This is a genomic window from Chitinimonas prasina (assembly GCF_030160395.1).
Lineage (GTDB): Bacteria > Pseudomonadota > Gammaproteobacteria > Burkholderiales > Chitinimonadaceae > Chitinimonas > Chitinimonas prasina.
Window position 1 is genome coordinate 314851 of sequence record NZ_BSOG01000001.1, and the last position, 20863, is coordinate 335713.

The following is a 20863-nucleotide window of genomic DNA, read 5'->3' on the forward strand; positions in this document are numbered from 1 at the left end:
AGTAGCATCCATGCGTCCTGCACTGCCTAAACGATGGGCTCTTATTGCTCGAACAACTCCCCCTGCGGCCTGGCCTTGGCCTGTAACAACTTGCGTACCGGCGTAGGGATACCGGCCTTCAGTGCCTCGCTACGGCGCAACCACGCCAGATCAGCATCGGCCCCCCTGTGCTGCTCGGCCGTCACCCGTAAGCGCAGCGGGGTAATGGTCAGGCGGAAGTGGGTAAAGGTATGCACCAGAGCGGGTAGCGTCTCGGCCAGTGCCACATCCAAGCCGAAACGCTGCCGGCATAGCAACTGCACCTCGGCTGCCGAGGCCGCTTCCGGCAGGCTCCACAAGCCGCCCCAGATACCGGTAGGCGGGCGCCGCTCCAGCAGCAAACGCCCTTCGTGTTCCAGCAGCAGCATGACAGTCTGGCGCTCGGGTATGGCCTTGCGCGGCTTGCGGGTGGGCAACTCCGCCTGGCGCCCCTCGATATGTGCGCGACAGTCCTCCCGCAAAGGGCAGGCCTGGCAGCGTGGTTTGCTACGGGTGCAGAGGGTCGCGCCCAGGTCCATCATGCCCTGGGTATAGGCCGGCATATCTGCGGCATGCTCCGGCAGCAGCGCCTCGGCCAGGGCCCATAGCTGCTGCTCCACCTTCTTCTCGCCAGGAAATCCCGCCACGCCTGCCCAGCGGGCGAGTACCCGTTTGACGTTGCCATCGAGTATGGGACTACGCTCGGCAAAGCAAAATCCGGCAATGGCCGCTGCGGTGGAACGCCCCACGCCGGGCAGCGTCTCCATCTCTGCCGCCGTGGCCGGGAAGCTACCGGCAAACGCACTCATCACCTTGCCAGCCGCTGCATGCAGATTGCGCGCGCGGGTGTAGTAGCCCAGCCCTGCCCAATGGGCCAGCACCTCATCCAGCGGTGCCGCTGCCAGGCTGGCTACGTCAGGGAAGGACTCGGTAAAGCGCTGGTAATAGGGAATCACCATCGCAACCTGTGTCTGTTGCAGCATGATCTCGGACAGCCAGACCCGATAAGGGTCGGCCACCTGCCAGGGCAGATCATGGCGACCGTGGCTGCGCTGCCAGCGGGTCAAGCGTTCGGCAAAGGGTAGGAGCTCTAGGGGCATGGCGGGACAAATCCGGGAAGGTCGGCTGCGTGATACGCTTGGATACACCCCGCGTCAACCCTGTAAACGGAATGCAGCATGAGCTACACCCTACACCCCAAGGCCGTCAGGCTGGAATTCTCCGCCCAGGCCATGGCCCACGACAATCTTTCCGGTGCCGTTTTCACGGGCGAGTGGCTATGGGTGGCAGGTGACGAATCCTGTGCATTAGAGCGATTGCAACTGCTGCCACGGCAAGGTGCCGAGACACTGCGCTTTGGCCAGTCCACCAGCTTCAGGCTGGCCGACCTGCTGGACCTGCCTGGCGATCCAGACGAAGAAGCCGACCTGGAAGGCATGGCACTGGCTGGCGGCTATCTGTGGGTGGTGGGTTCGCACGGCCTCAAGCGCAAGAGCCCCAAGCAGGGTCGTAGCCATGTCGACAATGCGCGCCGCCTGGCCAAGCTGAGCCTGGATGGCAACCGCCGCCTGCTGGCAAGGCTGCCGCTGGCCGAAGACAGCAAGGGCCGCCCCACACTGCAGCGCACCACCTCGGATGGTCGCCAGGCCGCCCGCCTGGGGGGCAATGCCCGCGACAACCAGCTGACCGATGCACTGGCGCGCGACCCACACTACGGCCCCTATCTGCACCTGCCCGGCAAGGACAATGGCTTCGACATCGAAGGGTTGGCCGTGCTGGGCGACAGGCTGCTGCTGGGCCTGCGCGGCCCTGTATTGCGTGGCTGGGCAGGGCTGCTGGAGCTGCGTATCGTGGCTGACGGCGACCAACTGTGCCTGGCTCCGCTGGGCGAGGACGCACCCTTGCTGCGCAAGCATTTTCTGGATCTGGAAGGGCTGGGCATACGCGACCTGCATCTGGCAGGCGACGACCTTTACCTGCTGGCCGGCCCCACCATGGTGCTGGATGGCGAGATACGGCTCTATCGCTGGAAAGATGCCCGCAAGCACCTGAGCAGCAACCAGGAGGCAGCGGTGTTCTGGAGCGAGTTCGAGACCTGCGCCACCCTGCCCCATGGCCGTGGCTGCAACCGTGCCGAGGCCTTCTGCGCCGTTCCCATGAGCCTCGCCCGCCGGCCCAGCTGGCTGGCGCTGTACGACGCACCAGGCAAGAACCGGCGCGAGGGAGAAGCCGCGGTATTTGGAGATCTGTTGGAGGATATCTGAGCCAGGCAGGCGACAACTGGCAGCCCCACGGGCGCCAATGCTGCACACCCCCGGCGCGCCGCCCAAGTGCGGGGATCAGCCCTCCCCCTGGCAACCCTGCCAGCCAAGCACCAAAACGAAAAGGGCTTACAAGCTGTTGCTTGTAAGCCCTTTGGTATTACTGGTCGGAGCGAGAGGATTCGAACCTCCGACCCCTTGCACCCCATGCAAGTGCGCTACCAGGCTGCGCCACGCTCCGACTCGAAGGAGGCCGAATTATACCGGTCTTTTTCCCTCTGGCAAGCTAGTTTGCAAGAAAATCTCGCAAATCTTCCAAGTCATGCCGCAGCCGGGCCAAGGAGGCCGCTGCGGCCGTCTCGGCTTCGGCCTCGTGCTCGAGGGCCGCAGCCAAGCTGGTTTCTCCGTGTTCCGCCGCATCCAGCGCCTGATGCTCCAGGCGATTGCGTGCCCCGCTGATGGTGAATCCTTCTTCATACAGCAAGGTACGGATGCGACGAACCAACAGCACCTCATGGTGCTGGTAGTACCGCCGATTGCCGCGCCGCTTCACCGGCCGCAACTGGGTGAATTCCTGCTCCCAGTAACGCAGCACATGTGGCTTCACCCCGCACAACTCGCTGACTTCACCTATGGTGAAGTAGCGCTTGGCGGGGATGGGCGGCAGCTCAGCTCTCGGTAACGAGCTTTCCGTCTGCATAGTTGTCTTCCACCATGCCCTTCAGTTTTTGGCTGGCGTGGAACGTCACCACGCGGCGGGCCGAGATGGGTATCTCTTCGCCCGTTTTAGGGTTGCGGCCAGGGCGCTGCGGCTTGTCACGCAGCTGAAAATTACCAAAACCGGACAGCTTCACACTCTCCCCGGATTCAAGCGACTGGCGGATCTCTTCGAAGAAGGCTTCCACCATGTCTTTGGCTTCACGTTTGTTCAAGCCAACCTTGTCAAATAGCAGGTCGGCGAGTTCGGCTTTAGTCAGTGTCAATGTCATGATTTTTGATGCGGATTTCGTCGCGAAAACCTAGCTTCGGAGCTGGGCTTGGACGTGTTGTTGCAGCGCGGCGACGAGCTGGGAGACGGCGGAATCGATGTCCGCGTCCGAAAGCGTTTTCTGAGTATCTTGCAATATCACCTTGAATGCAAGGCTCTTTTTCCCTTCCGGCACCCCGGCACCACGATAGACATCGAAGCCTTCTATGGCAGTGACATAAGGCTGCTTGGCGCTCGCCATGGCATCCAGCACCTGCTGGTACTGCACTGCGTCATCCACCACAAAAGCCAGGTCACGGCGTACCGGCTGGAACTTGGAAATCGGCTGCGACCGTATCAGGTCACGGCCGGTCAGCGCCCCCAGGTCCAATTCGAACAACACCGGCGCGGCATTCAGATCGTAGCTTTGCACCCACTTGGGATGGAGCTCGCCCATCACGCCAATGATGGTGCCATCCAGCACGATCTGGGCACAACGACCGGGGTGGAAGGCTGGATGCTCGGCCCGCTCGAAGCGCGCCACGCGCGGTGCCAGCAGTGCCTCCACATCGGCCTTCACATCATAGAAATCCACCTTGGCCGCCTTGCTGCCCCACTGCTCGGCCAAACGCGGCCCATGAGCTAGGCCAGCTACCTTCTCTGGCTGCTGGGTCGCCTCCACACCATGGAACACCCGGGCTACCTCGAACAGGCGCACACGCTCGTGCTTGCGATTGAGATTGGCCACCAGGGTGCTGACCAGACCGCCTATTAAGGTAGAGCGCATCACGCTCATCTGGCTGGCAATCGGGTTGAGCAGGCGCACCGGCTGCAGGTTGGCAGCGAAGTCCGCCTCCCATTTCTCTTCTACAAAGGCGTAGCTCACCACCTCTTGGTAATCGCGTGCAGCCAGCGCCTGCTTGACCAGCAAGGACGGACGCAGCTTGCCATCCTGCTTGAGCATGGCCTGGCCGGATACTGGTGGGCGAGTGGGTATCTGGTCGTAGCCGTACATGCGGGCCACTTCCTCGATCAGGTCTTCCTCGATATTGATATCGAAGCGGTAGCTGGGTGGTGTCACTGCCAGCGTCTCGCCATCGCGCGTCACCGCCAAGCCCAGCTTTTGCAGCATGGCCACGATCTCATCAGCAGCCACCGTTACCCCCAGCACCCGTGCCACCCGCGCCACCCGCAGGGTCACTGCCGGGCGCGCTGGCAGGGCAGCCAAGGTCTCGGTCACGCCGCCCGGCTGTCCACCGCAAATGGCCAGTACCAGCTCGGTGGCACGCTCCAAGGCATTGCGGCAGTTACCAAAGTCCACGCCGCGCTCATAGCGGTGGCTGGAATCCGAGCTGAAACCCAAGCGACGGCCCTTGCCAGCAATGATTTCCGGCGCAAAGAAGGCCGATTCCAGGAACACATCCTGGGTCTCGCCCGCCTGCACCGAGGTGGGCATGCCGCCCATGATGCCTGCCAGTGCAACCGGGCCATTGCCATCGGCAATCACCAGCATGTCAGGCTCCAGCATCAGTTGCTTGCCGTTGAGCAGCTCAAGCTGCTCGCCCGCCTGGGCGAAGCGCACCACGATATCGCCCTGCAGCTTGGCGTTATCGAAGGCATGCATGGGCTGGCCCAGCTCCAACAGGATGTAGTTGGTGATATCGACCAGGGCCGAGATGGAACGCAGGCCACTGCGCTCCAGCTTGCGCTTCATCCAGTCCGGCGTCGCTGCGGCAGCATTCACCCCGCGTATCACGCGGCCGGCATAGCGCGGGCAAGCCGTGGCGGCATCTAGCTTCACGCCGCGCTTGTCGTCCAGCACCGGAGCGACTGGCTTGATGGCAACGGCCTGGTAGCTGCTGCCGGTCAGCGCTGCTACTTCACGGGCTATCCCGCTCAAGCTCAGGCAATCAGCACGATTGGGCGTGAGCTTGAGCGTGAGGATGCGGTCGTCCAGATCGAAGTACTGGCGGAAAGACTGGCCTACCGGCGCATCGGCGGGCAATAGCAGCAAGCCATCGCTCTCCTCACTGACGCCCAGCTCCCGGGCCGAACACAGCATGCCAAAGCTCTCCACGCCACGCAGCTTGGCTTCCTTGATCTTGAAATCACCGGGCAGGTTGGCGCCCACCAGCGCGCAGGGCACCTTCACCCCCACGGCGACATTGGGCGCACCGCAGACTATCTGCAGCGGCTCGCCGCCCTGCCCCGCGTCTACCTTGCAGACGTTGAGCTTTTCGGCATTCTCGTGCTTGCGCACTTCCAGCACCTGCGCCACCACCACCTTGTCAAAAGCCGGTGCGGCGGCGTCGTTTTCTTCCACTTCCAGGCCGGCCATGGTGAGCAGTTCGGCCAGTTGGGCATTATCCAGCGCGGGGTTAACCAGCTCGCGCAGCCAGGATTCAGAGAATTTCATGGCTTGATCCCTCAGTATCTTGTCGGTTGGGGCCGGCACGGCCCCGTATGCATTGCCGCCAGCCCACAGACGGGCTGGCCCAGCCGGCTTAGCGGAACTGGTTCAGGAAGGTCAGATCGTTATCGAAGAACAGGCGCAGGTCGTTGACGCCGTAATACAGCATGGCAAAACGATCCAGACCGATACCGAAAGCGAAACCGGTGTATTGCTCTGGGTCTATGCCCACATTGCGCAGCACATTGGGATGCACCATGCCGCAGCCACCGACTTCCAGCCAGCCGCGCTCGCCCAGCACATCCACCTCGGCCGAGGTTTCGGTGAAGGGGAAGAACGAAGGACGGAACCGTACCTGCAGGTCATCGCGCTCGAAGAAGCGACGCAGGAAGTCGATCAGCGTTGCCTTGAGGTCGGCAAAGCTGACGCCTTCGGCCACCCACAAACCTTCCATCTGATGGAACATCGGAGAATGGGTTGCGTCCGAATCCACCCGGTAGACACGGCCAGGGGCCACGATCTTGATGGGCGGCTGGTGGTTCTGCATATAGCGAACCTGGATGGGGCTGGTGTGGGTACGCAATACCAGCGGCTCGCCATCACGGCCGCCTTCCACGTAGAAGGTATCCTGCATGGAGCGGGCAGGATGACCCTTGGGCGTATTCAGCGCCTCGAAGTTATGCCAGTCGTCCTCGATCTCGGGGCCATCAGCCACCTCAAAGCCCATGGACTGGAATAGTGCAACGATGCGCTCCTTGACCAGGGTCACCGGATGCAGGCCACCCGCCAACTGACCACGCCCAGGCAGGGTCACATCCAGCGCCTCGGCGGCCAGCTGTTGAGCCAGCTTCTCGGCTGCCATGGCTTCGCGGCGGCCGTTCAGCGCCTGCTCAAAAGCCGTCTTGGCCTGGTTGATCACCGCGCCCTGTGCCCGCTTCTCTTCTGGCGGCAGCGCAGCCAACTGCTTGAGCAGGTCGGTCAGCGCCCCGGATTTACCCAGGTAGCGCGCCTTCACGTTCTCCAGCTCGACTGGATCGTGGGTGGCCGCCAGGGCGGCCAGACCTTCATCGACTATCGCTTGAACATTGTCCATCTTGCATCGCTCCTCATCACTGGCGATGGATTCTCTAGGCGAAAACCCATGGCGAGTGGGGCGACAAAAAAAGGGAGGCTTTCGCCTCCCTTTTTCAGCTACCGGTAGCTCAGGCCGCGAGGCTAGCCTTGGCTTGCGCAACAATGTGCGCAAACGCGGCCTTATCGAACACGGCGAGATCGGCCAGCACCTTACGATCGACATTGATCGAAGCGCGCTTCAGGCCGTTCATGAACTTGCTGTAGCTCAGACCCAGTTCACGCGATGCGGCGTTGATACGGGCGATCCACAGCTGACGGAATTGACGCTTACGCTGACGGCGGTCACGGTAGGCGTATTGACCGGCCTTCATCACCGCCTGTTTGGCGATGCGATAGACGTTCTTACGACGACCACGATAGCCCTTGGCGAGAGCGAGGACTTTTTTATGGCGAGCGCGGGCTGTTACACCACGTTTGACGCGAGGCATGGTTTATTCCTTTCCCGAGAAGATTAAGCGTACGGCAACATGGCGCGCACGGAGGCCATATTGGTCGGGTGGACCATGGTCGTGCCGCGCAGTTGGCGCTTGTTCTTGGTGGTCTTCTTGGTCAGGATGTGGCGCTTGAACGCCTTGGAGCGCTTGACGCCCCCATTACCCAACACCTTCAAACGCTTCTTGGCGCTCGATTTGGTCTTCATCTTCGGCATGACGTACTCCGTTTTTGCCTTAGTTAGATTTGGCACAGGGCGGCGCTTGCACGCACTTAATACCCAACACCACGGTTATTACAACAAGGCACCCGGATTCACACCCGGGCAGGGCTTGTTGCCACCCTTTATCCTGCCAAGAAAGGTCAGACCTTCTTCTTGGGCGCCAGCATCATGATCATCTGACGGCCTTCCAGCTTGGGGAACTGCTCCACCAAAGCCAGCTCACCCAGATCGGTTTCAATGCGCTTGAGCTGCGCCATGCCGATCTCTTGGTGGGCCATCTCGCGACCGCGGAAGCGCAGGGTGATCTTCGCCTTGTCACCCTCTTCCAGGAAGCGCGTTACATTGCGCAGCTTGACCTGGTAGTCGTTCTCGTCGGTACCCGGACGGAACTTCACTTCCTTGATCTGTACCTGCTTGACCTTGAGCTTTTGCTCATGGCGCTTCTTGCTCTCGCGGTACTTGAACTTGCCGTAGTCCATCAAGCGACAGACAGGCGGAACAGCATTCGGGGCGATCTCAACCAGATCAACCTCGCGCTCTTCAGCCATACGCAATGCTTCGGCAAGGCTCACAATACCGAGCTGCTCGCCTTCCTCGTCGTTCAGACGCACTTCGCGGGCGGTGATTTCACCATTGATCCGCGGCTCTTTATCCTGAGCGATAGCGCTTACTCCCAAGTAAAAAACGAAAACCGCGCGACCCGAACGAAACGGCCCCGTATTTCAACGGGACCGTCGGACTCAGATCTTGATCATCTCCGCATTCCAGCGCTCAACCAGCGCCGCCAGCGTCATCTGACCCAGATCTTCACCACCGCGGGAACGCACGGCAACTAATCCAGCAGCTTTTTCCTTATCCCCAACAACCACCTGATAAGGTAGCTTCTGCAAGCTATGTTCGCGTATTTTAAAGCCTATCTTGTCACTTCTCAAGTCCGACTCGACTCTAAATCCCTGTTTTTTGAGGCTTGCCGTAATTTCAGCCGCATAATCGGCCTGGTGCTCACTGATGCTCATGACCACCGCCTGGGTTGGCGCCAGCCAAAGCGGAAACGCACCAGCATGGTTCTCGATAAGAATACCGAGGAAACGCTCCAGCGAACCGAGTATGGCACGGTGCAACATCACCGGCCGCTTGCGGGCACTTTCTTCCGAGCTGACATACTCGGCATCCAGGCGCTCCGGCAGCACAAAGTCCAGCTGCAGGGTGCCGCACTGCCAGGATCGGCCCAGCGCATCCTTGATGTGGTACTCCACCTTGGGGCCATAGAAGGCGCCCTCGCCCGGCAGCTCCTCCCACGCCACGCCGCAGGCCCGCAAGGCATCCCGCAGGCCATTCTCAGCCTTATCCCAAGTCTCATCCGTGCCGGCACGCTTCTCCGGCCGCAGGCTCAGCTTGACCGCCACATTGTCAAAGCCAAAGTCGCGGTAGACTGACATCGCCAGCTCATTGAACGCGCGCGACTCCTCCACGATCTGCTCTTCGGTGCAGAAGATATGCGCATCATCCTGCACAAAGCCACGCACCCGCAGTATGCCGTGCAAGGCACCAGACGGCTCGTTACGGTGGCAGGCGCCAAACTCAGCCAGGCGCATGGGCAGGTCACGGTACGAGCGCAGGCCGCTATTAAAGATCTGCACATGGGCCGGGCAGTTCATGGGCTTCACTGCGTAGTCGCGCTTTTCCGACTCCGTGGTGAACATATTCTCGCGATAGTTTTCCCAGTGACCAGACTTCTCCCACAGCACCCTGTCCATCACCATGGGCGTGCGCACTTCCTGGTAGCCCGCAACCGACAGACGCTTGCGCATGTACTGCTCGACCGATTGCCACAGACTCCAGCCCTTGGGATGCCAGAACACCATGCCGGGCGCCTCGTCCTGCATATGGAACAGATCCAGCTGCTTGCCCAGCTTGCGGTGGTCGCGCTTCTCGGCCTCTTCCAGCATGTGCAGGTACTGCTCCAGATCTTCCTTCTTGACCCAGGCCGTGCCATAGACACGCTGCAACATCTCGTTACGGCTGTCGCCGCGCCAGTAAGCCCCCGCCAGCTTCATCAGCTTGAACACCTTGAGCTTGCCCGTGGACGGCACATGCGGGCCACGGCACAAGTCAGTGAACTCGCCCTCACGATACAGCGACAGCGCCTCGTTGGCCGGAATGCTCTCGATGATCTCCGCCTTGTAGTGCTCGCCTATGCTCTTGAAGTAGGCCACCGCATCGTCGCGGCTCAGCTCGTAGCGCTCCACCGGGATATCACGCTTGGCCAGCTCGCCCATCTTCTTCTCTATGGCCTCGAGATCCTCAGGCGTAAAGGCACGCTTGTAGCTGAAGTCATAGAAGAAACCATGCTCGATGACCGGACCTATGGTCACCTGGGCATCCGGAAACAGCTCCTTCACGGCAAACGCCAGCAAGTGCGCCGTAGAGTGGCGTATCACTTCCAGCCCCTCGGCATCCTTCTCGGTGATGATGGCCAGTTGCACATCGCGATCGATCAAGTAGGAGGTATCGACCAATTTGCCGTCCACCTTGCCGGCCAGCGCGGCACGGGCCAGGCCGGCGCCTATGCTGGCGGCGACGTCAGCGACGCGCACTGCCTGATCGAAACTACGTTGCGAGCCGTCGGGAAGCGTAACGATGGGCATTTCATTCACCTTTGCGGTTGAGGTTGCCGGTTGGCCTTTCAGCCAGTTGACGATGCATATGCGTAGAGTAAGGACGAAAAAAAAGTGCGACCTAAGTCGCACTTTTCTTTTGAACAAACGAATTTCCGAAAGCCGACTCAGCCCAAGTAGAGAGTGCCGGTAGTAGTAGTTCGGAATGACATGATTCACTTGCTCCGTGTTGGTAGGCGCGATTGGACTCGAACCAACGACCCCCACCATGTCAAGGTGGTGCTCTAACCAGCTGAGCTACGCGCCTGCAAAGAGCTGCGCATTCTAGGGATGTATTGCCGTTCTGGCAAGCATTTCAACAAAGAATTTTGCAGATTTTTTACCACGACACCGCACATACAGAAAAAACAAGTACTTACATACCAGGCTTGCGCCAGAAATAGCGCGCAACAAAACCGGGATAGGCCGCCACAACGAACAAGGCGAAGGTGGTGACATAGAACTGCCAACGCTGGGTATGCACCGGGCCGTAGCGGCTTTCCAGCCACAAACCCAGCCCACCGACGATGAAATACAGCAGCACCAGCTCCAGCAGCCGCCAGCCCAAGGCCTTGCGCCCACTGGCCGGCTTGCGCACGAACAGGATGGACTCCAGCATAAACGGCAAATTGGCGGCCAAGGCCGCCAATCCGATAAAAACGATCAAAGTCGTATTCACATCACACCCAGGCTATGACCGACCGACTGGTAGCACAGCACCAGCAAGCGGTTGGGCATCAGCCCCAGTACCAGCATGGCCAGGCAGTTGACCGACAGCAGTATGCGCATATCCAGCTTCACCGCGATCGGGCTCTCATCGCTGGGCTCATCCATGAACATCAGCTTGACCACACGCAGGTAGTAGAAGGCACCAATCAGCGAGAACAGCACCGCCACCACGGCCAGCCACACCAGCTGCGCCTCGACTATGGCCTGGATGACCGCCAGCTTGGCAAAGAAGCCGACAAATACCGGGATACCCGCCATGGAGAACATCACAAACAGCATCATCCAGGCAAACCAGGGGCTACGCTTGGCCAAGCCCTTGAGATCAGCCAGGCGCTCGGCCTCGAAACCCTGCCGCGACATCAGCAGCACCACACCGAAACCGGCCACGGCGGTGATCGCATAGACGATGGCGTAGAACATGGCCGCCGAATAACCCTGCACGGTGCCCGCCAGAACACCCAGCAGCAGGAAGCCCATATGCGAGATGGTCGAATAGGCCAGCATACGCTTGAGGTTGGTCTGGGCGATGGCGACCAGATTACCTACGCCTATGGATAGCACCGCCAGCACGATCAACATGCCCTGCCAATCGGCCATCAGGCCAGGCATGCCCTGCACCAGCAAACGCATGACGAAGGCAAAGGCTGCCAGCTTGGGGGCGGAGCCGATCAACAGGGTGACGGCAGTAGGCGAACCCTGATAGACGTCGGGCACCCACATATGGAAAGGCACATTGCCAAGCTTGAAGCCGATACCGGTGACAATGAACACCAGGCCGAACACCATGAGGGTGTGATTGGCCGAACCATCTGCCACCTTGGCAGCGATGGTATGGATATCAAGCGAACCGGTAGCGCCATACACCATGGACATGCCGTACAGCAGCATGCCTGACGCCAGCGCGCCCAGCACAAAGTACTTCATGGCGGCCTCGGTAGCCGGCTGGGAATCACGTGGCAGCGCCACCAGGGCGTACAGCGACAGCGACAACAGCTCCAGGCCAACATACAGAGTCAGCAGATTGGTGCTGGACGCCATCACCATCATGCCCAGCAGGGCAAACAGCGACAGGGTGAACAACTCGCCACGGTACATGCCACGATCGGCGGCGTAGCTGCGGCTATAGGCCAGCATCAGACCTACCGCGCCGTACATGCCCAACTTGAGCACATCCGACATGGCATCGGCCACGAACATGCCGGAGAAGGCCACCCGTGGCGTCCAGGCAAAGCCGTTGACGGTAAGGAAGGCGGCACCCAGCAGCGTCACCATGGACAAGGCGTAGGTAATGTCGCGCCTCTCGTCCTTGATAAACAGGTCGATCAGCAGGATGGCCGAGGTAGCACACAGCAACCAGATTTCCGGCAGGGCCGCGACCAGATTCAAACTAGCGAGCGTCATTCTTGTTCAATCCCGTATTCGTATCGGCGCTTATCAAGGCAGCTTGGATGTTTTGACATGGGTAATCAGCGTATCCACGCTGGCGTGCATCTTTTCGGTGAAGGCCTGCGGATACAGACCCATGCCCAGTACCGCCACTGCCAATACTGCCAGCACGGCGAACTCACGGGCATTGACGTCCTTCAAAGCCGCCACGTTTTCATTGGCTACGTCGCCGAAGATCACCCGCTTGTACATCCACAGGGTGTAGCTGGCGCCAAACACCAGGGTGGTGGCAGCAAGGAAGGCATACCAGAAATTGACCTTGACGGCGCCGATGATGACCATGAACTCACCAACAAAGCCGGAAGTAGCCGGCAGGCCGGAATTGGCCATGGCAAACAGCAGGGCAAAGGCCGCGAACTTGGGCATGGTATTGGCCACGCCACCGTAGTCCGCAATCTTGCGGCTATGGACACGGTCGTACATCACCCCTATGCAGAAGAACATACCGGCCGATACAAAGCCGTGCGAGATCATCTGTACCAGCGCACCTTCCACGCCATAGGTCGTCGGCGCACCGTCCACCAGCATGTAGAAGCCCAGGGTAACGAAACCCATGTGCGAGATGGACGAATAGGCCACCAGCTTCTTCATATCGGTCTGCACCAAGGCCACCAGGCCGATGTAGACAATCGCGATCAGCGACAGCACCACAATGATCCAGCCCCACTCACGGGCAGCATCGGGTGCAATCGGCAGGGCAAACCGCAGGAAGCCATAGGCACCCAGCTTCAGGGTGATCGCGGCCAAGACCATGGAGCCGCCGGTAGGCGCCTCAACGTGGGCATCGGGCAACCAGGTATGCACCGGGAACATCGGCACCTTCACCGCGAAGGCGAAGAAGAAAGCAACCATCAGGTAGCCCTGGACCGCCAGGGGCAGCGCAACGCGCTGGAAGTCGGCAATCTCGAAGCTGCGATCCGTCTGGAAATACAGGTAGATGAAGGCCACCAGCAGCAGCAGCGAACCCATCAGGGTGTAGAGGAACAGCTTGATGGCAGCGTACACGCGATTCTGTCCACCCCATACACCAACTATCAGGTACAGCGGGATCAGCATGGCTTCGAAGAACACATAGAACAGCATGGCATCAAGTGCGGCAAACGCGCCGTTGATCAAGCCAGACATGATCAGGAAGGCTGCCATGTACTGCGCCACACGATTCTGTATCACTTCCCAGCCAGCTATCACCACCAGCAGGGTGGTAAAGGCATTGAGGATGACGAAGAACATGGACAGGCCGTCAACACCAAGGTGGTAGTTGATATTGAAGGTTTCAATCCAGGGACGCATCTCCTCGAACTGCATGCCGCCATGCATGGGCGCAAACCGGGTGTAGAGCGGAATCGTGACGAGGAAGCCCAGCAAGGCCCCTACCAGGGCAATCTTGCGTGCCCAGCCAGCATTCTGGTCGCCACCGGTCACCAGCACGAAGAGGCCGGCCACGATCGGCACCCAGATCGCCAGACTCAACAGATGTTCAGACATATCCACCCTTACCTACTGAATGTGTTTTCTATAAACGCGTAAACGCGATCAATGCGGGATAACAAAACGGCCCAGCCACCAGGTCAGCAGCAGCAGCGCACCGATGATCATGGCAAAGGCGTAGTGATAGATGTAGCCGGTCTGTACGCGACGCACCAGGCCAGCAACGGCGCCAACCAGCTTGGCGGTGCCATTCACCACGATGCCGTCGATGATGACCGTATCACCCACCTTCCAGAGCACCTTGCCCAGGCCACGGCCAAACGCCGCAAAACCCTGGATGTAGAGGTGATCCATGTAGTACTTGTTTTCCAGCAGCGTGTAGATAGGTTGCACGCGTGTCTTGATGGCAGCCGGAATATCCGGGCGCTTGAGATAGAAATAGGCCGACAGCGCCACACCGCTCAGCGCCAGCCAGAACGGCAGGGTCACGAAGGCATGCAGGCCCATCGCCACGGCGTTGTGGGCATGATGTATCACCGCTTCCATGGCAGGGTGGGCTTGCAGATTGACGAACAGCACATCCTTGAAGAAATCGCCTGCCAGCATAGGGCCGATGGCAAATGCACCGATCAGCACCGACGGGATGGCCAGCAGCATCAGCGGACCGGTCACCACCAAGCCAGGGCTGTGGGGCTTTTCGCCGGGCGCCAGGCCATGGTGATGGTCATCGCCATGCTCATCATCGTGGCCATGGTGCTCTTCAGCCTGGCCGAACCGCTCCTTGCCATGGAACACCAGGAAGAACATGCGGAAGGAGTAGAAGGCCGTGACGAACACGCCAGCCAATACGGCGAAGTAGGCAAAGCCTGCCGCCGGCAGCTTGGATGCCTCAACCGCCAGGATGATGGAATCCTTGGAATAGAAGCCCGAGAAGAAAGGCGTGCCTATCAGTGCCAGCGAACCCAGCAGCGACGTCCAGTAGATGGCAGGCATGTACTTCTTCAGGCCGCCCATGCGACGGATATCTTGATCATGGTGCATGGCCATGATGACCGCGCCGGCAGCAAGGAACAGCAGTGCCTTGAAGAAGGCGTGGGTCATCAGGTGGAACACCGCCACCGAATAAGCGGAAGCCCCCAGTGCAACGGTCATATAGCCCAGCTGCGACAAGGTGGAGTAAGCCACCACGCGCTTGATGTCGTTCTGGATGATGCCCAGAAAGCCCATGAACAGCGCGGTGATGGAACCTATCACCAGGATGAAATTGAGCGCGGTGTCGGACAGTTCGAACAGCGGCGACATGCGCGACACCATGAAGATACCGGCAGTCACCATGGTAGCGGCATGGATCAGCGCCGAAATCGGGGTCGGGCCTTCCATCGAATCGGGCAGCCATACATGCAGGGGGAACTGTGCAGACTTACCCATGGCGCCGATGAACAGCAGGATACAGGTCACGGTCAGCAGCGACCACTGAGTACCTGGCAGCAGCGAGATGGTGGCGTCCTTCAGGGCCGCCGCATTGGCGAACACATCAGCGTAGTAGAAGGAGCCGAAATGCGACAGCACCAGGCCGATACCCAGCAGGAAGCCGAAGTCACCGACACGGTTGACCAGGAATGCCTTGAGGTTGGCGAAAATGGCGGTAGGACGCTTGAACCAGAAACCAATCAGCAGGTAGGACACCAGGCCCACAGCCTCCCAGCCGAAGAACAGCTGGATGAAGTTGTTGCTCATCACCAGCATCAGCATGGAGAAGGTGAACAGTGAAATATAGCTGAAGAAGCGCTGGTAGCCGGGGTCTTCTTCCATGTAGCCAATGGTGTAGATGTGCACCATCAAGGACACGAAGGTCACTACCACCATCATCATGGCGGTCAGCTTGTCGACCAGGAAGCCGACAGCCACATCCAGGCCATCCACCGTCAACCAGGTGTAGACGTTGCCGTTGTAGGCTTCGCCCCCGTTGAGCAGGTCGAACAGCACATAGAACGAGCCAGCGCAGGAGGCCGCCACGCCGAGTATGGTGACCCAATGCGCCCCGGCACGGCCTATGACGCGGCCGAACAGGCCGGCCACAATGGCACCAAAGAGCGGGAACAGGGCTATCAGCAGGTAGAGCGTAGGTTTATCCATTTTTCGCGCGGGCTGTTTCTTGTTGAGTCGTCAGGCTCGATGGCCGGGCTTAGCCCTTCAGGCTGTCGAGGTCTTCCACATTGATCGAACGCTTGTTACGGAACAGCACGACCAGGATGGCGAGGCCGATCGCCGACTCGGCGGCGGCCACAGTCAGGATGAAGAACACGAAGATCTGGCCCGCCGTATCGCCAAGGTATTTGGAGAAGGCGACAAAGTTCATGTTCACTGCCAGCAGCATCAGTTCGATGGCCATCAGCAGCACGATCACGTTCTTGCGGTTCATGAAGATGCCGAATACCGAAATCGCGAACAGGATCGCGGCCAGTACGAGGTAATGAGTCAGGGTCATGGCTGTCTATCTCGTCTTTCGGTTCAGGCAGCCGGCTTGTCGTCAGCTGCGGCTGGCGCTTCCGGCACTTCCACTTCGGCTTGCATCTTCACAATGCGCAGGCGGTCATTGCGCTTCACGGCAATCTGATCGGCCGGGTTGATGTACTTGGTGTTCTTGCGACGGCGCAGGGTCAGCGAGATGGCGGCGATGATCGCCACCAGCAGCAACACGGCGGCCAGTTCGAAGGCCAGCAGGTAGTCGGTATAGATGGGAATGCCCAGCTGCTTGATGTTGGAGACACCCTCAGGCAGCGGCGCCACCGTGGTAAAGCTCTCCAGGCCGTTCCCCTTGGCCAGCAGGATCAGCACCATCTCGGCAGCCATGATGGTGGCCACGATGGCGGCAACCGGAAAGAAACCCCAGAAGCCCTTGCGCAACTCCTCGAAGTTGATGTCCAGCATCATCACCACAAAGAGGAACAGCACCATCACGGCGCCGACATACACCAGCACCAGCGAGATGGCGAGGAATTCGGCCTCGATCAACATCCACAGCACAGCGCCGGTAAAGAAGGACAGCACCAGGCTCAATGCAGCGTGTACCGGGTTCTTGGCGGTGATCACGCGCAGGGCGGACACAATCAGGATGGCCGCGAATATGTAAAAGATGACGGTGGTCAGAGTCATGGCTACCGGGGCTTTCCGTTTAGCGATACTTGGCGTCGGCTTCGCGATTCTTCGCGATCTCGGCTTCGTACTTGTCGCCCACTGCCAGCAGCATGGGCTTGGTGTAATACAGGTCACCACGTTTTTCGCCGTGATATTCCAGTACATGGGTCTCGACGATGGCATCAACCGGGCAGGCCTCTTCGCAGAAACCGCAGAAGATGCACTTGGTCAGATCGATGTCATAGCGCGAGGTACGGCGGGTACCGTCGTCACGGACTTCAGACTCGATGGTGATGGCCATGGCCGGACAAACCGCTTCGCATAGCTTGCAGGCAATGCAGCGCTCCTCGCCATTGGCGTAGCGACGCTGGGCATGCAGGCCACGGAAGCGCGGCGAATACGGCGTCTTCTCTTCCGGGAACTGCACGGTGATCTTGCGCTGGAAGAAATGCCGGCCCGTGAGCATCATGCCCTTGAGCAGTTCCAGCAGCAGGAAGGTTTTGAAGAAGTTCTGAATCTTTTCCATGATGCCCAGCTTATTTCCAGAGCGAATAATCGGTTTGCATCCAAGCAGCCACCACCACGATCCAGATCAGGGTCACGGGGATGAACACCTTCCAGCCCAAGCGCATCAGCTGGTCATAGCGATAGCGTGGGAAGGTGGCGCGGAACCACAGGAACAGGAACATCACGAAGCTCATCTTGGCCAGCAGCCAGAAGATGCTGGGCGCTCCGAGCACCGGTATCGAAGCCGGAAACGGCGACAACCAGCCCCCCAGGAACATGATGGAGGTCATGGCGCCGATCAGCCACATATTGGCGTATTCGCCCAGGAAGAACAGCGCAAAGCTCATGCCCGAGTATTCGATCATGTGACCAGCCACGATCTCAGACTCACCTTCAGCCACGTCAAACGGCGCGCGGTTGGTTTCTGCCACGCCCGAGATCAGGTAGACCAGGAACAGCGGGAACAGTGGTATGAAGTTCCACGACAGGAAGGAGCCACCAAAGTGGCCGTGTCCCTGCTGGTTCACGATATCGCTCAGGTTCAGGCTGCTCGACACCATCAGCACGCCGACCAGGGCGAAACCCATGGCCAGTTCGTAGGAGATCACCTGGGCCGAGGCGCGTAATGCACCGAGGAAGGCATACTTGGAGTTGGACGCCCAACCGGCCACGATGATGCCGTAGACACCCAGCGAGGTGATCGCCATCACGTACAGCAGGCCGGCATTCACATCCGCCAGTACCAGGCCTGGTGCAAATGGGATGACCGCCCAGCCGACCAGCGCCGGCGCCAGCACCATGATGGGCGCAAAGAAGAACAGGCCGGTAGAAGCGGCACTGGGAGAGATGATCTCCTTCAGCAGCAGCTTCACACCGTCGGCGATAGGCTGGAGCAGGCCATAAGGACCCACACGATTCGGGCCGATACGGATCTGCATGTAGCCGATCACCTTGCGCTCGGCGAGCGTCAGATAGGCTACTGCACCAAACACCGGCAGAATGATCAGGACTATCTTGAACAAGGTCCAGGCCAGGGTGCCCAGCATGGGGCCCAGCAGACTCAGAAAACCATTATGCAGCGCGTCGATCATGCTTCTCTCCTCAGGCGCGCGTCAGTTGGATGGAACCGAACATGGCACCCAGCTGGGCCGTGGTCGGATGAGCGGCTGCCAGGCGTACCACACCATCAGCCAAACCGGCCATGATGGTAGCGGTATAGCTGCCTTGCGCCTCGCCCTGCTGAACCTTGACGGTATCGCCTTCGGCAACACCCAGCTGTGCCGCAGTGGCTGGCGACAAGCCTGCCAACGGTGCAGCGGCATCACGGGTTTTCTGCAGTGACGGCGCGCGGCGGACCAGCGCATCAGCCTGGTAGATAGGCACTTCACCCATTCGCACTAGGCCAGTCGCTGCTGCCTGCAGCGTCACGGCCACGCCGTTGACTGTATTGCTCAGCTTGGCGGCAACGCCAGACTCGCCCTGGGGCAAGGCCGCCTTGCGCACGGCTTCTGCATTGTCGAAATCAAAGCCCTCGCTGGCCAGCAGATTACCCAGCACACGCAGCACCTTCCAGCCCGGACGGCTGTCACCCAGCGGCTTCACCACACCGTTGAAGGTCTGCAGCTTGCCTTCCATATTGATGAAACTGCCGGCTGTTTCAGAGAACGGCGTAATGGGCAACAACACATCAGCGTAGTCCACGGCGCCGTGCTTGAATGCGGAGAAGGCCACGACCATCTCGGCCTGCTTCACCGCAGCCAGCGCAGCCTGGCCATCATGGCTGTCGAATTCGACTTCATTGTTGAACAGCAGCACGGCCTTGCGTGGCTTGCTCAACAGATTGCCACTGGTGAGGCCCAACACCTGCGCGCCAACGGTGTTGGCAGCTTCGCTCAGCCAGCCCACGGTTGCGCCAGTAATGGCGGCGAGCTGGTTTGCCAGTACGGCCAGTTCGGCAGCACGGGGGTTGTGGGCTGCCAGGTTACCCAGCAGCACGCTAGCGCGGTCGCCCTCGGCGGCTGTGGCATCAACCAACACCTTAGCAATGCCACGTGCAGCGGCACAGGGTTCCGCAGCGGCAACATCCGCCGGCACTGCTGCCTGCTTCAGTTCTGCAGCTGCCTTGACCACACCAGCCAGCGCCTCGACCATTTGGTCCGGGCGGCTGATCAGCTTGGCGGCAATTGCACTGAACAACTCATCATCCGCCGGATTAAGTATGGCCAGCTTGAGGCCACGCTTGGCACCCTGGCGCAGACGCTGGGCCAGCAACGGTTGTTCCTTGCGCAGGGTCGACCCCACCACCAGCACGGCTTTAGATTGGGCCACGTCGGCAATGGGCTGGCCCAGCCAGGCGGCACCTTGCTGCGCAGCAGCCAGGCGCTCATCGGCATAGCGGCCGCCTACGCTGGCGCTACCAGCACCCAAGGCCTGGCTCAGCTTGTTGAGCAGGAACAGTTCTTCCACCGTGGAGTGCGGTGTCGCCATTACGGCCACGGTGTCTGCGCCGTAATCACGGCTGATGGACTTGAGGCCATTGCCGACGTATTCGAGCGCGGTCTGCCAATCGGTTTCCAGCCAGACACCACCTTGCTTGACCATGGGCTTGGTCAGGCGCTGTTCGCTATTGAGCGCCTCGTAGGCAAAGCGGTCGCGGTCAGCGATCCAGCATTCGTTGATGGCTTCGTTTTCCAGCGGCAGGACACGCATGACGCGGTCGGCCTTGACCTGCACTACCAGGTTGGCGCCCAGGCCATCATGCGGGCTCACGCTCTTGCGACGCGACAGCTCCCAAGTACGTGCGGTATAGCGGAACGGCTTGGAGGTCAACGCGCCCACCGGGCACAGATCAATCACATTGCCGGAGATTTCGGAATCCACAGTCATGCCGATGAAAGACATGATCTCGGAATGTTCGCCCCGACCCGCCATGCCTATTTCCTGCATGCCGGCCACTTCTTCGGTGAAGCGCACGCAGCGGGTGCAATGGATGCAGCGGGTCATGTCGGTGGAAATCAGCGGGCCCAGATCCTTGTTGGGCACGACGCGTTTTTCTTCTTCATAGCGCGAGCTGGAACCGCCATAACCCACGGCGATATCCTGCAACTGACACTCACCACCCTGGTCACAGATAGGGCAGTCCAGCGGATGGTTGATCAGCAGGAACTCCATCACGCCCTGCTGGGCCTTCACTGCCATATCGGAATGGGTGTACACCTTCATGCCATCGTTCACCGGCGTAGCGCAGGCGGGCAGCGGCTTGGGCGCCTTCTCAACCTGCACCAGGCACATGCGGCAGTTGGCCGCGATGGACAGCTTCTTGTGGTAGCAGAAGTGCGGGATGTGCGTACCGATAGAACGCGCAGCCTCAATGACCGTAGTGCCATTGGGGACTGTCAGTTTGGTACCGTCGATTTCGATTTCAAGCATGGTCGGGCTGCCCGAACTTTCGTTTCTAGCTGGCGGATGCCGGTTATTTCACAGACTGCATGCGAGCGGCCCAGACTTCAGGCC

At 60.0% G+C, this 20863-nt stretch carries 19 protein-coding genes and 2 tRNA genes; 1 reads left to right on the forward strand and 20 read right to left on the reverse strand.

Annotated elements, in window-relative coordinates; all coding sequences use genetic code 11:
- Positions 1 to 41: 41 nt before the first annotated feature.
- Positions 42 to 1118, reverse strand: coding sequence for an A/G-specific adenine glycosylase (gene mutY, locus QQK16_RS01610; RefSeq protein WP_284194677.1), 1077 nt, complete (start codon positions 1116 to 1118; stop codon positions 42 to 44).
- Positions 1119 to 1196: 78 nt separating this feature from the next.
- On the opposite strand from mutY, the gene QQK16_RS01615 reads away from it, so the two are divergent.
- The gene (locus QQK16_RS01615; protein ID WP_284194678.1) at positions 1197 to 2282 is read left to right on the forward strand and encodes a DUF3616 domain-containing protein; all 1086 of its coding nucleotides are present in this window, start codon (positions 1197 to 1199) and stop codon (positions 2280 to 2282) included.
- A gap of 161 nt (positions 2283 to 2443) precedes the next feature.
- Here QQK16_RS01615 and QQK16_RS01620 read toward each other — a convergent pair.
- The 19 genes from QQK16_RS01620 to nuoG all read right to left on the reverse strand — a co-directional run bounded on the left by QQK16_RS01620 (position 2444) and on the right by nuoG (position 20779).
- Positions 2444 to 2520 (reverse strand) — tRNA-Pro (locus QQK16_RS01620).
- A 45-nt stretch (positions 2521 to 2565) separates the two neighbouring features.
- Positions 2566 to 2979 (reverse strand): MerR family transcriptional regulator, encoded by a 414-nt coding sequence (locus QQK16_RS01625; RefSeq protein WP_284194679.1) that lies wholly within the window; start codon positions 2977 to 2979, stop codon positions 2566 to 2568.
- Positions 2948 to 3262 (reverse strand): integration host factor subunit alpha, encoded by a 315-nt coding sequence (locus QQK16_RS01630; protein ID WP_308446991.1) that lies wholly within the window; start codon positions 3260 to 3262, stop codon positions 2948 to 2950. Before QQK16_RS01630 ends, QQK16_RS01625 begins: the two co-directional genes overlap by 32 nt.
- Positions 3263 to 3298: 36 nt before the next feature.
- The gene (gene pheT, locus QQK16_RS01635; protein ID WP_284194681.1) at positions 3299 to 5662 is read right to left on the reverse strand and encodes a phenylalanine--tRNA ligase subunit beta; all 2364 of its coding nucleotides are present in this window, start codon (positions 5660 to 5662) and stop codon (positions 3299 to 3301) included.
- Positions 5663 to 5750: 88 nt separating this feature from the next.
- Complete coding sequence (gene pheS, locus QQK16_RS01640; protein WP_284194682.1) at positions 5751 to 6749, reverse strand: phenylalanine--tRNA ligase subunit alpha; 999 nt, start codon at positions 6747 to 6749, stop codon at positions 5751 to 5753.
- Between the two features lie 109 nt (positions 6750 to 6858).
- Positions 6859 to 7218 (reverse strand): 50S ribosomal protein L20, encoded by a 360-nt coding sequence (gene rplT, locus QQK16_RS01645; RefSeq protein ID WP_284194683.1) that lies wholly within the window; start codon positions 7216 to 7218, stop codon positions 6859 to 6861.
- Between the two features lie 23 nt (positions 7219 to 7241).
- Positions 7242 to 7439 carry a 50S ribosomal protein L35 gene (gene rpmI / locus QQK16_RS01650; protein WP_072429375.1) on the reverse strand — a complete coding sequence of 66 codons (198 nt, stop codon included), beginning with the start codon at positions 7437 to 7439 and terminating at the stop codon, positions 7242 to 7244.
- Positions 7440 to 7585: 146 nt separating this feature from the next.
- Positions 7586 to 8122: a translation initiation factor IF-3 gene (gene infC / locus QQK16_RS01655; RefSeq protein WP_284194684.1), complete on the reverse strand. Its 537-nt coding sequence runs from the start codon at positions 8120 to 8122 to the stop codon at positions 7586 to 7588.
- 63 nt (positions 8123 to 8185) lie between these two features.
- Complete coding sequence (thrS, locus tag QQK16_RS01660; protein WP_284194685.1) at positions 8186 to 10093, reverse strand: threonine--tRNA ligase; 1908 nt, start codon at positions 10091 to 10093, stop codon at positions 8186 to 8188.
- A gap of 200 nt (positions 10094 to 10293) precedes the next feature.
- Positions 10294 to 10370: transfer RNA gene (locus tag QQK16_RS01665), tRNA-Val, on the reverse strand.
- A gap of 108 nt (positions 10371 to 10478) precedes the next feature.
- Positions 10479 to 10781, reverse strand: a complete 303-nt coding sequence (locus QQK16_RS01670) for a DUF2818 family protein (RefSeq protein ID WP_284194686.1) — start codon at positions 10779 to 10781, stop codon at positions 10479 to 10481.
- On the reverse strand, positions 10778 to 12232 hold the full coding sequence (nuoN, locus tag QQK16_RS01675) for an NADH-quinone oxidoreductase subunit NuoN (protein WP_284194687.1): 1455 nt from the start codon (positions 12230 to 12232) through the stop codon (positions 10778 to 10780). Before nuoN ends, QQK16_RS01670 begins: the two co-directional genes overlap by 4 nt.
- A gap of 33 nt (positions 12233 to 12265) precedes the next feature.
- A complete protein-coding gene (locus tag QQK16_RS01680) occupies positions 12266 to 13762 on the reverse strand; it encodes an NADH-quinone oxidoreductase subunit M (RefSeq protein WP_284194688.1) in 1497 nt (498 codons plus the stop codon).
- A 48-nt stretch (positions 13763 to 13810) separates the two neighbouring features.
- Positions 13811 to 15841: an NADH-quinone oxidoreductase subunit L gene (nuoL, locus tag QQK16_RS01685; RefSeq protein WP_284194689.1), complete on the reverse strand. Its 2031-nt coding sequence runs from the start codon at positions 15839 to 15841 to the stop codon at positions 13811 to 13813.
- A gap of 49 nt (positions 15842 to 15890) precedes the next feature.
- The gene (gene nuoK, locus QQK16_RS01690; RefSeq protein ID WP_284194690.1) at positions 15891 to 16193 is read right to left on the reverse strand and encodes an NADH-quinone oxidoreductase subunit NuoK; all 303 of its coding nucleotides are present in this window, start codon (positions 16191 to 16193) and stop codon (positions 15891 to 15893) included.
- A 23-nt stretch (positions 16194 to 16216) separates the two neighbouring features.
- Positions 16217 to 16861: an NADH-quinone oxidoreductase subunit J gene (locus QQK16_RS01695; protein ID WP_284194691.1), complete on the reverse strand. Its 645-nt coding sequence runs from the start codon at positions 16859 to 16861 to the stop codon at positions 16217 to 16219.
- A gap of 19 nt (positions 16862 to 16880) precedes the next feature.
- Positions 16881 to 17369 (reverse strand): NADH-quinone oxidoreductase subunit NuoI, encoded by a 489-nt coding sequence (nuoI, locus tag QQK16_RS01700; protein ID WP_284194692.1) that lies wholly within the window; start codon positions 17367 to 17369, stop codon positions 16881 to 16883.
- Positions 17370 to 17379: 10 nt separating this feature from the next.
- Positions 17380 to 18441 carry an NADH-quinone oxidoreductase subunit NuoH gene (gene nuoH, locus QQK16_RS01705; RefSeq protein ID WP_284194693.1) on the reverse strand — a complete coding sequence of 354 codons (1062 nt, stop codon included), beginning with the start codon at positions 18439 to 18441 and terminating at the stop codon, positions 17380 to 17382.
- 10 nt (positions 18442 to 18451) lie between these two features.
- Complete coding sequence (nuoG, locus tag QQK16_RS01710) at positions 18452 to 20779, reverse strand: NADH-quinone oxidoreductase subunit NuoG (RefSeq protein ID WP_284194694.1); 2328 nt, start codon at positions 20777 to 20779, stop codon at positions 18452 to 18454.
- Positions 20780 to 20863 lie beyond the last annotated feature (84 nt).